We start from the raw sequence: 12,573 nt of genomic DNA, 5'->3' as shown, positions 1-12,573 counted from the left end.
CCGCCGTTGCCCCCGGTACCCCACAAGCCGGCATTGCCGCCGGCCCCACCGGCCTGGCCCGCCGTACCCGGCGCCCCGGCCCCGCCGTTGCCGAACAACAACCCGCCGTCGGAGCCGGTGCCGCCCGGTGTTGTCGCATTGGCGCCGTTACCGATCAGCGGCCGCGACAACAACAGCTGCGTGGGCGCATTGATGGTGTCAAGCAGAATTTGTTGAGCATTGACGGCCTCGGCACTCGCGTATGCGCCGCCCGCGGCGGACAGGCCCTGGACGAATTGCGCGTGGAACCGCGCCGCCTGGGCACTCAGTGATCGATAGGCCCGGCCATGTTCGGCGAACACCGATGCAATGGCGGCTGACACCTCGTCACCGGCCGCGGCCATCACCGCTGTGGTCGAACCCACCGCCGCGGCATTGGCGAGGTGAATCGTAGACCCGAGATCGGTGAGATCCTGCGCGGCAATCCCGACGAAGTCCGGCATTATGCTTACCAAAGACATCGCATACCTCCTGGCAGCCGAGGTGGTATTCGGCTCCGCGATGTTAACGCGCGAGCGCTGAGCCGTTACCGGTTTTGCTTTCGCCACCGTCCAAGGAGTTGCAGCCATGGGTTGGTTTTCGGCGCCCGAATACTGGCTCGGTGCGCTGGTGCTCCAGCGGGGCACCGCGGCCATTTACCTGATCGCGTTCGTCGGAGCCGCGTTGCAATTCCGGGCGCTCATCGGCGAGCAGGGAATGCTGCCGGTACCGCGATTTCTGGCCGGGCGGCCATTCTGGAGATCGCCGAGCATTTTCCACTTCCGCTATTCCGACCGGTTATTCGCCGGCGTCTGCTGGTTCGGCGCCGCGCTTTCGGCCGCAGTCGTGGCGGGCGGCCTTCGGCTGGCGCCGCTGTGGGCCGGGATGCTGGTGTGGCTGGTGCTGTGGGTGCTGTATCTGTCGATCGTCAACGTGGGACAGGCGTGGTACTCGTTCGGGTGGGAGTCGCTGCTGCTGGAGACCGGCTTCTTGATGATCTTCCTCGGCAACGAGCGGGTGGCCCCGCCGCTGCTGACCCTGCTGTTGGTGCGGTGGCTGCTGTTTCGGGTCGAGTTCGGCGCCGGGCTGATCAAGATGCGCGGCGATTCCTGCTGGCGCGACCTGACCTGTCTGTACTACCACCACGAGACACAGCCGATGCCGGGGCCGATGAGCTGGTTCTTCCATCACCTACCCAAGCCACTGCACCGAATCGAGGTGGTGGGCAACCATTTTGCGCAGCTGGTGGTTCCGTTCGGGTTGTTCGCGCCACAGCCGGTGGCCGGCATTGCCGCGGCGATCATCGTCGTCACGCAGTTGTGGCTGGTGACGTCCGGCAACTTCTCCTGGCTCAACTGGCTGACAATCCTGTTGGCGTGCAGCGCGATAGCCCGCCCGGCGCCGCGGTTGCCCGGGCCGCCGCTGTGGTTCGCCGTGCTGGTGATCGTCTTCGCCGCGGGCATGCTGGTGTTGAGCTACTGGCCGGCCCGCAACATGCTCTCAGCCGGGCAGCGAATGAACATGTCCTTCAACGCCTTTCACTTGGCCAATACCTACGGCGCATTCGGCAGCATCTGCCGCATCCGTCAGGAAGTGGTGATCGAAGGCACTGACGAGCCCCACGTGAGCGAGGAAACGGTATGGCGGGAATACGAATTCAAGGGCAAGCCCACCGATTTGCGCCGGCTGCCCCGGCAATGGGCGCCTTACCATCTGCGGCTGGACTGGCTGATGTGGTTCGCGGCGATCTCCCCAGGCTACGCCCTGCCCTGGATGACGCCATTTCTGACACGACTGCTGCGCGGTGATCGGCCGACGCTACGGCTGTTGCGCCACAATCCTTTTCCCGATGCGCCCCCGCGGTATGTGCGCGCGCAGCTTTATGTGTACCGGTTCACCACCTGGCAGGAGTTGCGGCGCGAGCACGCCTGGTGGCATCGGACGCTGGTCGGCGGCTACGTCTCGCCGCTGTCGTTGCGGAAGTGACTCAGAAGAAGAAGCCCGCGTGTCCGCTGCTGGATTTGAAGCCGCCCGAGCTGAAGTCGCCGACGTTCGAAACGCCCGAGTCCTTGAAGCCGGAATTGTTGATGCCCACACTCGCGCCGTCGCCGGTCTGGTTGCCGCCTGAGTTGCCCCAACCGGTGTTCTGGAAGCCGTAATTGAGGTAGCCGACGTTCTGCATGCCGGTGTTTGCGATGCCGACGTTGCCGGCCTTGCCGCTGGTGTTGTAGATGCCTGCCGTGGTGCCCTTCCCGACGCCGCCGCCACCGCCGCCGCCGGCCCCGCCGTTCAGGTTGTTGAAGGCGCCGGAAGTGTGGCCGCCGTTGCTGGCGTTGTAGAAGCCCGAGCTGCTGCTACCGGTGTTTCCATAGCCGGAGTTGACGGCGTTGACATTCGTTGCGGCGCCGAAGCCGGTGTTGACATTGCCTGCGTTGAAACCGCCGGTGTTGGTGTCGCCGGCATTGCCGAAGCCGGTATTGACGTTGCCCGAGTTGAAAAAGCCGCTGTTGCCGCCGAATCCGGCGCCGGAATTGAAGCTGCCGAAATTCACGCCGGTGCCGGAGTTGAAGCTGCCCGCGTTCTGCCCGCCGCCCGAATTGAAGTCGCCGGCATTGTGTCCAAGCCCCGAGTTGAAGCTGCCGGCGTTACTGCCCGCGCCGGAGCTGAACATGCCGAAGTTGATCGAGCTGGAGTTCGCCATACCGGTATTGATGTCACCGGAGTTGAAAAGGCCCGTGTTAATGTGCCCCGAATTCCCGAAGCCGAAGTTTCCGACGCCCGAGTTTCCGATGCCGATATTTCCGCTGCCGGAGTTGAAGAAGCCGATGTTATTGCTGCCGGAGTTGAACAGGCCGATGTTGTTGGTCCCGGAGTTGAGGGCACCGATGCTGAATTGGCCCGTTGCCTGGTCGTAGTAGGTGTTCCCAATGCCGATCAGGTTGTTGCCGGTGAGCCCGAAGCCGACGTTGTTGCTGCCGGTGTTGCCGAAACCGATGTTGTTGTTGCCCGCGGTGCCGCCGGCGCCGGAGTTTCCGCAGCCGATGTTCCCGCGGCCGATGTTTCCGTTGCCGAAGTTCTGGTTGCCGATATTCCCTGAGCCGACGTTGGAATCGCCCCGGTTGCCGCTGCCGAAGTTGTTACTGCCGGCGTTACCCGAGCCGACGTTCAGGTTGCCCGTGTTGCCCGAGCCGGCATTGGAGTTGCCGGTGTTCCCGGATCCGGCATTGGAGTTGCCGGTGTTGCCGGAGCCGGCATTGGTCGCGCCGGTGTTTCCGTTGCCTAGGTTGCCGTCGCCGCGATTTCCCGAGCCCAGGTTGTTGCTGCCGGTGTTGCCCACGCCCAGGTTGCTGTCGCCCTTGTTACCCGAGCCGAGGTTGAGGCTGCCCTTGTTGCCGACGCCGAAGTTGATGCCGAGCGCCTGTGCCGCGGCTGCCGGCAGTTGACGCCACGGCGCCAGCTGCGCGGCCACCGCTGACGCCCCGGCGTGATAGCCCGCCATCGCGGTCACGTCCTGGGCCCAGAATTGCTCATACTGCGCTTCCATGTCGGCGATCGCTGGGGCGTTGAGCCCCAACAGGTTTGACATCACCAGGGACACCAGCCGCGAACGGTTGACCGAAACCAGGAGCGGATGGATCGTCGCGGCGTACGCGGCCTCGTACACCGACGTCATCGCGCGGGCCTGGCCGGCCGCCGCCGCCGCACTTCCCGCGGCACTGCCCAACCAGGTCGCATACGGGGTGGCTACCTCGGCCATCGCCGCGGCCGCCGGCCCCTGCCACGCCTGCGCGAGCAAGCCGGCCGTCACCGAACCGAATGATGTTGCGGCCGCGTTCAATTCACTGGCCAGCCCATCCCAGGCCGTCGCCGCGGCCGCCATCGGTCCGGATCCGGCACCGGAGTACATCAAGGTCGAATTGATCTCCGGTGCCCACACCGAAAAGTTCACTACGCATTCCCTTTCATTTCGTTCCAGGTGTCCGGCAACATCGGCACCACCGGACCGCCGCCGAAGGTGTCGCCGGCCAGCGTCGTCAGTCCCGCTGGGGGCATCGTCACCCCAGCCGCCGTTCCGGCGAATCCCATTGGCCCAGCACCTGATACCGATGGCGCACACCGATCCGCCGGCTCGTCGTCGAGCTGCAGATACTCGTAGCGATAGCCGCGGTCGATGGTCGCCCGCCGTTGCCGGCCTGCCCGCGCCTGTCGATCCCGACTCGCTGCCGATACGCCAGCGGCCGCTGCGGCCCGGTCCGGGGCCGGCTGCTCGGCCGTGATGCGCGCGCCCAGCGCCGAACCGAACCCCGGGCCAGGGCCGCCCACCAGGTAGGCAAATCCCTCGACGCCCGTTATCGGGGCCGGCGGTGCCGGCGGCGGGGCCGCAGCGGGGCCGGCTGGGGTAACTGTGGGCGCCGGCGCGGGCATGGGCGCCGACGTGAGCACGGGCGCCGCGAGCATTGCCGGTGCCGGTGATTCGGGTGCCGGTACAGCCGGCGTCCCCGGTGTGGGTACGAGTACCGGCGTGGGCATCGCGGCCAAACCCGACAGACCGGCCAGCCCGCCCAGGTTGGTGACGGCGAGGTTGAGGACGACCGGCAGCAAAAGCGGGGCCGTCTGAACCAGGAAACGCAGCGTGCGCAGTGTCCAGTTGACCGCGCGGAACGTTTGCCATGCCATGAAGTAGGAGACAAGCGCGGGCAGCTGCGAGGGATTCGTCAAGACCTGAGGGAGGTTGGTGAGCAGATAACCGAGCGCTTGCTGGTTGCCGCTGATGAAGTTGGGCAGGTTCTGCAAGTACTCGAGTGCACTCCAGGTGGGCTGGCCCTGACCGGGGTAGCGCCTGCCGTCGGCGCCGAAGATCATCGCCCAGATTTCCGCCGGCGTGGGCAACTGAAACCCGCCGCCTCCGGCCGCCTGGGCAGCTTCAGTGGTGGCTTGATAGGTGCTCATTACGGTGGCGGCCTGCGTCCACATCCGCGCGTAGTCGGCTTCGTTAACGGCGATCGGAATCGTATTGATGCCAAAGAAATTCGTTGCCAGCAGCACCCCGTGCACGGCATGGTTGGCGGCCAGCTCCGCCAGGGTCGGCATGGCCGCCAGCGCCGCGGTGTAGGCCGCGGCCACCATGCCGTGCCGGGCCGCCTCCTCACCACTCAGGGCGCCCGCCAGCGTCAGCCATTCCAGATACGGCACGTGGGCGGCCACATACTTGGCCGCGGTAGGGCCATCCCACACCAGTTGCGCGTCGGCGAGAACCGCGGTGAGTTCGGTTGCGGCGGTGTGGTATTCGCCGCTGAGCGCCGTCCAGGTGTCGGCGGCGGCCAGCAGCGGTCCCGGTCCCGGTCCGGTACTCAAAAGCGCCGAGTGCACCTCCGGCGGCAATGCAATCCAGACCGGTGCCGGCACGGTCAGGCACCGAGATACGCCGAGGCCGCCGCCGAGTCGCCGGCTGCGTAATTCTCGCCGGCCTCAACCACACCCACGCCAGCGCGACCCAACACCTCGATACCACGGGCTGCGGCCATCTCGTGCTGACTACCGCGCGCGCTGAGCTCGAGGGCGGCCTGCAGCGAAACCGGGTCCGCCGCCGGCGCCACCACCACCGAAATCACCGGGGCCGCTGCCGAATGCGCCGCGGCGAGCCGGGCCGTGATCGCCTCGACTGCCGCACTGACCGCCGCAAGACCCTCCGGGACGACCCGCAGCGTCACGGCGCGCGCCCCGCTGCCGACGCGATAGCCCAGCCGAGCAACCCGGCCACCAACCCGAAACCCAAATGGAACAACGCCTTCTCGGCCAGCGCGGGCGATATGGCCGCGACCGAGCCGATGAGCGCAACGAGATGGATGGGCGCCGCGGCCAGCACGATCACCCACCGCCGTCGCCGCGCCAACCGCACGCCGGCCACCGCACACAGCAGGATGCCCGCGGCCACATAGCGCAAGTCACCCACAGCGGTGCCGGTCCCGGCATGCATCGCGAAGGTCGCAATCGTCGCGACCGTTCCTACCGCCACTACCGTCGCCCGGCGGCCGGTCGCCAACACCACCGCTACCAACAGGGTCAACCACACCAAGCCGCGGTGGCCCGGCAGCCCCATCGGGATGCGGATATCGGCGTAGCCGACGATCGCCACGACGGCCAGCACGGGGAGAACCACCTCACGAGCCAGCGACCGGCCAGCTACCGGACGCGCTCCCTCCCAGAACGTCACCTGCGGAACATTACTCTCATCCAGTCCTCAATTGCGGATCTTTTCCTGCATAATTCCTGTATATGCGGCCACATATCCGGCAGTTGTTTGGCGCGGTTCTGACGTTCCTGGCCCTCAGCGCGTGCGGGGCCGCCACGACCGACAGGGCAGGATCGCTCGCCGTCGTGCAGAACGGCGGGGTGTTGAGCCGCCTCACGCTGTCGCAGCTGACGGCCCTGCCCCAGGCCGAGATCGCCACACCGCAGTCACGCGGCGCCCAGGTCCAGAAGGGACCGACCGTGCGTAGCGTCCTCTGGCCGCCGGAGCCACCTACGTCGAACGGGTGCGCGTGGAGGGCCGCGATCCAGCCCAGACGTTTGGCGCCGCGGAGCTGACCGACCAGCTCGTCCTCAACGTCACCAAGCGAAACACCCTCAAGCTCGCCGGAACTCAACTCGGCCGGGACCGGTGGGTACGCGACGTCACGACGCTGGTGGTCAATCCATGACCGCGCTGGCCGGGGTTGATCTGCTGATCGGCATCGACGACACCGACGATCAGTACAGTCCTGGAACGGGACGACGGGCGCGGGCGCTGCTGATCGAGCTCGCCGGCGCGGGGCTGGGCACCGCGGCCGGAGCTACCAGACACCAGCTCTTGGTCGACGACCGAATCCCGTACACCTCACACAATTCCAGCGCGTGCCTGGCCTGGCGCAGCGCCGGAGCGAACCCGCAGGCCGTGTTGGCAGATGTCATCGAGCTGGCCGGGCGGTTCCTGGAGCGGGTGTGCCCGCCCGATGCCGACCCCGGGCTGGCCGTGGCCATACCGAGTCGGGTCGAAAAGGCGCCGCTGGTGGACTTCGGCCGGCGCGCGAAGCGAGAAGTGTTGCATACCAGTCTGGCTCGTGACCTCGCCGCTGCTACCGGGGTGCATCTTTCCGGACATGGCGGAACGCAGGACGGGGTGCTGGGCGCGCTGGCCGCGGTCGGGCTACACCTGTCCGGCAACGACGGGCTGTTCATCAGCTTGCCGGGCCTCTATGAGCTGCCGCCCCAAACCAGCTTCGAGGAGCTCTGCGCACTAATCCCGCTGGATTACGCGCACGACGGCGGCCAGGGCAAGCCGCGGGCCGGCGATCTCATCGAGTTGGGCGATTGGGTGCATCCCGTGCTGCTCGGCGGTCGAACGGTCTTGCTGCTGGAACCGCCGGCCGAACGCGCCGACGGCCGGCGCGTCTGGCGCACCGCCCCGCGCGCGGTCGTGAAGCAATACTGAGCCGGGGCTACAGCGTCTCGTCGAGTTCACCAAGTCGATCGGTCAGCCGCAGGTTCTCCGAATAGTCGACCGGGCAGGAGATGAGCGAAACGCCGTCGTCGGCCAGGGCGGTGCGCAGTGTGGGCAGCAATTCCTCGGCGCTGTTGATCCGATACCCCTTGGCGCCAAAGCTTTCCGCGTAGCTCACCACATCCGGGTTGCCGAACGAAACATAGTGATGCTCGCCGAGTTCAAGGTCCATCTTCCACTGGATGAGGCCGTAGCCGCCGTCGTCCCAAATCAGCACCACCAGCGGTATCCGTTCCCGCACCGCGGTTTCGATCTCCTGGGAGTTCATCAGGAACGCGCCGTCGCCCACCACGGCCAGCACCTTGGCTTCCGGCCTGGCCAGCTTCACGCCTAGGGCACCCGGCAGGGCAAACCCCATGGTGGACAATCCGTTTGAAACCAGGCAGGTGTTGCGTTCAAACGTCGGATACAGCCTGGCCATCCACATCTTGGTGGCACCGGTGTCGACCAGCACCACGTCGCCGCGGCCCAGGGCGGCGCGGGTATCGGCGACCACTCGCTGCGGCGCCAGTGGGTAACGCGAATCCTGTTGTCCCCGAGCGAATTCCTCGGCCAGCAGGCCGGCGCCGGGTATTTCGGCGCCTTCGCCGAACCGGTGTCCGGCAAGTGAATCGGTGAGCGCATTCAGCGATTCGCTGATATCGCCGATGATTCCGACGTCCACTGAATAGTGCACGTCGACCTCGGCCGGAAAGCGGTGGATGTGAATGATCTTCTTGTCCGCGCCCGGGTTGATCCGCACTGGGTCGAACTCCTGCAGCTCGTAGCCGACGGCAATGACGACGTCGGCGTTGTCGAAGCCGAAGTTGACGTAGTCGTGCCGCATGAACCCGAGGGTTCCGAGGCTGTTGGGGTGATCGTCGGGCATGACACCCTTGCCGTGAAAAGAGTTGGCCACTCGGATACCGAGTTCTTCGGAGAACCGGACCAGCGCCGCGGTGGCATCGCCGCGGGCGGCGCCGTGACCGGCCAGCACCACCGGACGCTGCGCCTCGCGCAGGATGTCGACCGCCCGCGCCACCTGACGGGCCGCCGGCGCATCGGCACGAACGATATTGCGCGGCAACGGTTTCAGCTCCGGATAGTCATCGCCATCGACATCAATGTGCTCGGGTATCGCCAGATAGACCGCGGCCGGGCGTTCGGTTTCGGCGAGCTTGAACGCCTTGCGGAACATCTCCGGTATCGCGCGCACCGTCGGCACGCCGGCAGCCCACCGGGTGATCGGGGCGAACATCGACACCAGGTCGACGTACTGGTGCGACTCCTTGTACTGACGGTCCTGGCCGACCTGCGCGGAGATCGCCACCATGGGCGTGCTGTTGGTGGTGGCATCGGCGACGCCGAGTTGCATGTTGATCGCGCCCGGTCCCAAGGTCGCCGAAACCACGGCCGCGCGGCCGGTCACCCGTCCGTACATCTCGGCCATGAACGCCGACGCCTGCTCGTGCCGGGTGAGCACGTAGCGGATATCGGATGCGGCCAGCGCCTGCACGAAGCGGATGTTCTCCTCCCCGGGCAATCCGAATACGACGGAAACCCCCTCGTTTTCCAGGCACTTGACCATCAGCTGGGCCGCTGTACTCATCCGCTCCCTCCCTCTGACTCCCTCTGGCCAACACTAGTGGCAGGCTGGGTAGCGGACGTTTGCGAACCCAACACAGCTAAGGACGGTCAGCGTGCCTATCGCCACCATCAACCCTGCCACCGGCGAGACAGTCAAGACCTTCACCCCGGCAACCGACGACGAAGTCGACGCCGCTATCGCCCGCGCACATGAACGCTTCCTCGACTACCGCCACTCCACCTTCGCCCAGCGCGCCCAGTGGGCCAACGCCACCGCCGATCTGCTGGATGCCGAGGCGGAGCAGACCGCCGCGATCATGACCCTGGAGATGGGCAAGACGCTGGCGTCGGCCGAGGCGGAAGTACGCAAGTGCGCCAAAGGTTTTCGTTACTATGCCGAGCACGCCGAAGCGCTGCTGGCCGACGAGCCCGCCGACGCCGGGAAGGTCAACGCATCCAAGGCATACACCCGTTGGCAACCGCTGGGTGTGGTGCTGGCGGTGATGCCGTGGAACTTCCCACTCTGGCAGGCCGTCAGGTTCGCCGCGCCGGCGCTGATGGCCGGCAATGTCGGCATCCTCAAACATGCCTCGAACGTGCCGCAGTGCGCGCTCTACCTCGCAGACGTCATCGGCCGCGGTGGATTCCCCGACGGCTGCTTCCAAACCCTGCTCGTTTCCTCCAGCGCCGTCGAGCGCATCCTGCGTGACCCGCGAGTCGCCGCCGCGACCCTGACCGGCAGCGAACCGGCCGGCCAATCCGTCGGCGCCATCGCCGGCGACGAGATCAAACCCACGGTGCTCGAGCTCGGTGGCAGCGACCCGTTCATCGTGATGCCCTCGGCCGACCTGGACGCCGCGGTCAAGACGGCCGTGACCGGACGGGTGCAGAACAACGGGCAGTCCTGCATCGCCGCCAAACGGTTCATCGTGCACACCGACATCTACGACGAGTTCCTCGACAAGTTCGTCGCACGGATGGAGGCGCTGAAAGTCGGCGACCCGACCGATCCGGACACCGACGTCGGTCCGCTGGCCACCGAGTCGGGTCGTGACGAGGTGGCCCAGCAGGTCGAGGACGCCGCCGCGGCCGGTGCGGTAATCCGTTGTGGCGGAAAGCGTCTCGACCGGCCCGGCTGGTTCTACCCGCCGACGGTGGTCAGCGACATCACCAAGGACATGGCGCTCTACACCGAGGAGGTGTTCGGCCCCGTCGCCTCGGTGTACCGGACCGCCGACGTCGACGAGGCGATCGAAATCGCCAACGCCACCACCTTCGGGCTGGGCTCCAACGCCTGGACGCAGGACGAGGCCGAGCAGGAGCGCTTCATCGACGGCATCGAAGCGGGCGCCGTCTTCATCAACGGGATGACGGTGTCCTACCCCGAGCTGCCGTTCGGCGGCGTCAAGCGATCTGGCTACGGCCGCGAACTCGCGGCACTCGGGATCCGCGAGTTCTGCAATGCCAAGACGGTGTGGGTCGGCTAGACGCCGGCCAGGGCGCGCTCGTCCTCGTCGGCGAAGGTGTCCTCCAGTTGGGCCGGTGAGTAGTCGAGGTCGATTTCGCCGACCGGGCGGCCGCGGGCGCTGCTGATCGTGCCGAACCGGCGCATCCCTTTGTCGGTGGAGTACTGCAGGAGTTCGTCGCTGGCCAGACCGAATGGCAGCGGTTCGCCGTAGAAAGCGATGCCCTCCTCGGTCAGCCGCAAAGCCATCGGCAGCAGCTCGTTCATCCGCGATTCGAAGACCGACCAGTTGGCATCGTCGGCGGCGACGTGGCGACGGCACGTGAAGGTGCCCCAGGCCATGTGGCGGCGCTCGTCGTCGCTGATGTGCCGGATGAGCTGTCGCATGCCGGGCAGGATGTTGCGTTCCACGCAGATCTTGTGCCAGGCGTAGTAGCCGGTGAGCGCCAGCATGCCTTCCACGATGTGGTTGTAGGTGACCGATGCTCTGACTTGGGCCGCCGGAGAGGGATCCGTCGAGAGCGCGTCGAGGGACGCCGGCAACTCGTCATAGAAGATCTCGCGGTAGGTGGGCAGCGGATCGAGATAGCCGTGCAGATCGTCGGTCATCCCGACCGCGTCGAGCCACATCCGGAACACCTGCGTGTGTTTGGCCTCCTCGAACGCGAATTGGGTCAGATACATCTCATCGCCCAGCCGGCCCTCGGCCCGCATAGCACCCATGAATGGCTGGATATCCTCGGTCACGGCTTCCTCGCCGGCGATGAACTGCGCACACAATCGGATGGCGTAGTCGCGTTCGCGATCGGTCAGCGTGTCCCAGTCGGCCCGGTCGCGGGAGAAGTCGATGTCGGCCGGGTTCCAGAATTTCGCGTTGCCGCCGGCAAAAAGCTTCAGCGGCAGGCTTTCCCAGTTGAGTCCGCCGGCTGCCAGCGAGCCTGATTGTGTCCGTGTCATGTGACCTCCTCAGATCGGACGGGTACCGGTAGCGGCGAATACGCAGCCGCCAGCACGGCGACGATCCTGCGCACGGCCAGGGCCGGCTGCTCGGGTGTGGGATCGTCGAGTCCGAGCACCGGGTCCAGGCCGCGCATGTACGGGGCCAGCGCCAAGTGCGGAAAGATCATCAGCAATAGCGACAGCAACACGTCGGTGTCGGAATCGGGACGTAGGTCCCCGCGCGCCTTGGCGCCGTGGACCAGCGGGCGCAGCACTTCCAGATAGTGGCGGTGCAGCACGCTGCGCACGCTGATGCGCGCGTCGGTGTCGACCTCGAGCGAAGCCGCGGCGTGCAGCGCGCGTTCCCGCGGATGCTCGGCGTAATAGATAACCCAACCGTCGAGCAGGTCGGTGAGAAATTCGAAGAACGGCCGGGTTGGTTCGAGGCTGAGGATCAGGTCCTCCATATAGGAGCGCACCCGTTGGCTGGCTATGTCGGTGATGTAGGCGTAGAGGTCGCGCTTGTCCGCGAAGTACTGGAACAGGCTTCCTTTGGCCACCCGCGCGCGCCGGGCGATGACGTTGAGGCTGCCGTTGGAGAAGCCGTGTGCACCGAATTCGGCTTCCGCGGCTTCTACGATGGCAGCCCGACGTGCGGGATCGACCCGCGCCCAAGTCACCGTTGGCATGGCTCCCCCTCGCAGCTTGAATGACCAGTGGTCATTCTACTGTGAGGCACCTCACAGTCAAGGACCTGCCGCTTGGGGCGCCCGCGAGCGGGGCCATAGTGCGATCTGGAATGCGATAGCGCATGCGCTATCGCATTCCGTTCTTAGCCCGAGTTACCCGTATTGCCGGTTACGCCGCCGGCACCCATCGACCCGTTGCTGCCGGTGATGCCGCCCGTGCCGTTGCTCACGGCGCCGGTCCCGGCACCACCACCGGTACCGCCGACACCGAAACCGCCGCCCCCGCCGCCGCGGGCGTTTTGGCTGAGACCGGAACCGCCTTGACCGCCGTTACCACCGTGGGCGCCAATACCTGC

Annotated in this window: 11 protein-coding genes and 2 pseudogenes; 4 read left to right on the top strand and 9 right to left on the bottom strand. The window is 66.4% G+C overall.

All coding sequences use genetic code 11. The annotated features are described in order from the left end of the window. Nucleotides 1-500: PE family protein (locus AWC27_RS13330; RefSeq protein ID WP_139836977.1), on the bottom strand; the 500-nt coding region annotated here is incomplete at its 3' end. A gap of 106 nt (nucleotides 501-606) precedes the next feature. Here AWC27_RS13330 and AWC27_RS13325 point away from each other — a divergent pair. After that, the gene (locus AWC27_RS13325) at nucleotides 607-2,004 is read left to right on the top strand and encodes a lipase maturation factor family protein (RefSeq protein ID WP_085670920.1); all 1,398 of its coding nucleotides are present in this window, start codon (nucleotides 607-609) and stop codon (nucleotides 2,002-2,004) included. 1 nt (nucleotide 2,005) lies between these two features. Here the strand turns inward: AWC27_RS13325 and AWC27_RS13320 are convergent, their stop codons facing one another. From AWC27_RS13320 to AWC27_RS13305, 4 genes are read right to left on the bottom strand one after another with little or no spacing between them, the layout of a single operon-like run. Beyond that, nucleotides 2,006-3,967 (bottom strand): PPE family protein, encoded by a 1,962-nt coding sequence (locus AWC27_RS13320; RefSeq protein WP_085670919.1) that lies wholly within the window; start codon nucleotides 3,965-3,967, stop codon nucleotides 2,006-2,008. Further along, nucleotides 3,967-5,424, bottom strand: a complete 1,458-nt coding sequence (locus tag AWC27_RS13315) for a PPE family protein (protein WP_245847047.1) — start codon at nucleotides 5,422-5,424, stop codon at nucleotides 3,967-3,969. Before AWC27_RS13315 ends, AWC27_RS13320 begins: the two co-directional genes overlap by 1 nt. Before the next feature lie 2 nt (nucleotides 5,425-5,426). Next, nucleotides 5,427-5,729 (bottom strand): PE family protein, encoded by a 303-nt coding sequence (locus tag AWC27_RS13310; protein WP_085670918.1) that lies wholly within the window; start codon nucleotides 5,727-5,729, stop codon nucleotides 5,427-5,429. After that, entirely contained in the window at nucleotides 5,726-6,232 is a 507-nt protein-coding gene (locus tag AWC27_RS13305) for a hypothetical protein (RefSeq protein WP_085670917.1), read from the bottom strand. Before AWC27_RS13305 ends, AWC27_RS13310 begins: the two co-directional genes overlap by 4 nt. Nucleotides 6,233-6,294: 62 nt before the next feature. Between AWC27_RS13305 and AWC27_RS32980 the strand changes: the two are divergent. Next, nucleotides 6,295-6,719 (top strand): annotated as a pseudogene (locus AWC27_RS32980) (hypothetical protein). After that, on the top strand, nucleotides 6,716-7,489 hold the full coding sequence (locus AWC27_RS13295) for a hypothetical protein (protein ID WP_085670916.1): 774 nt from the start codon (nucleotides 6,716-6,718) through the stop codon (nucleotides 7,487-7,489). The pseudogene AWC27_RS32980 and the gene AWC27_RS13295 overlap by 4 nt, the downstream one beginning before the upstream one ends. Nucleotides 7,490-7,496: 7 nt before the next feature. Here AWC27_RS13295 and AWC27_RS13290 read toward each other — a convergent pair whose 3' ends face one another. After that, a complete protein-coding gene (locus AWC27_RS13290) occupies nucleotides 7,497-9,146 on the bottom strand; it encodes an acetolactate synthase large subunit (RefSeq protein ID WP_085670915.1) in 1,650 nt (549 codons plus the stop codon). 91 nt (nucleotides 9,147-9,237) lie between these two features. Between AWC27_RS13290 and AWC27_RS13285 the strand changes: the two genes are divergently transcribed. Continuing rightward, nucleotides 9,238-10,611 carry an NADP-dependent succinic semialdehyde dehydrogenase gene (locus AWC27_RS13285; protein WP_085670914.1) on the top strand — a complete coding sequence of 458 codons (1,374 nt, stop codon included), beginning with the start codon at nucleotides 9,238-9,240 and terminating at the stop codon, nucleotides 10,609-10,611. On the opposite strand, the gene AWC27_RS13280 is transcribed toward AWC27_RS13285, so the two are convergent. The 3 genes and pseudogenes from AWC27_RS13280 to AWC27_RS31070 form a co-directional block, all read right to left on the bottom strand. Next, a complete protein-coding gene (locus AWC27_RS13280) occupies nucleotides 10,608-11,546 on the bottom strand; it encodes a R2-like ligand-binding oxidase (RefSeq protein WP_085670913.1) in 939 nt (312 codons plus the stop codon). The genes AWC27_RS13285 and AWC27_RS13280 overlap by 4 nt on opposite strands. Beyond that, nucleotides 11,543-12,217: a TetR/AcrR family transcriptional regulator gene (locus AWC27_RS13275; protein WP_085670912.1), complete on the bottom strand. Its 675-nt coding sequence runs from the start codon at nucleotides 12,215-12,217 to the stop codon at nucleotides 11,543-11,545. The genes AWC27_RS13280 and AWC27_RS13275 overlap by 4 nt, the downstream gene beginning before the upstream one ends. A 143-nt stretch (nucleotides 12,218-12,360) precedes the next feature. Beyond that, nucleotides 12,361-12,573: pseudogene (locus AWC27_RS31070) on the bottom strand (hypothetical protein); the annotation flags it as partial.

The organism is Mycobacterium szulgai (genome assembly GCF_002116635.1).
Lineage (GTDB): Bacteria > Actinomycetota > Actinomycetes > Mycobacteriales > Mycobacteriaceae > Mycobacterium > Mycobacterium szulgai.
This window is presented reverse-complemented; position numbering and strand designations above follow the sequence as displayed.

Bases quoted from the DNA above. Each gene is read 5' to 3' on its own strand.
- AWC27_RS13325 (WP_085670920.1), top strand. From the start codon at position 607: ATGGGTTGGTTTTCGGCGCCCGAATACTGGCTCGGTGCGCTGGTGCTC.
- AWC27_RS13295 (WP_085670916.1), top strand. From the start codon at position 6,716: ATGACCGCGCTGGCCGGGGTTGATCTGCTGATCGGCATCGACGACACC.
- AWC27_RS13290 (WP_085670915.1), bottom strand. From the start codon at position 9,146: ATGAGTACAGCGGCCCAGCTGATGGTCAAGTGCCTGGAAAACGAGGGG.
- AWC27_RS13280 (WP_085670913.1), bottom strand. From the start codon at position 11,546: ATGACACGGACACAATCAGGCTCGCTGGCAGCCGGCGGACTCAACTGG.
- AWC27_RS13275 (WP_085670912.1), bottom strand. From the start codon at position 12,217: ATGCCAACGGTGACTTGGGCGCGGGTCGATCCCGCACGTCGGGCTGCC.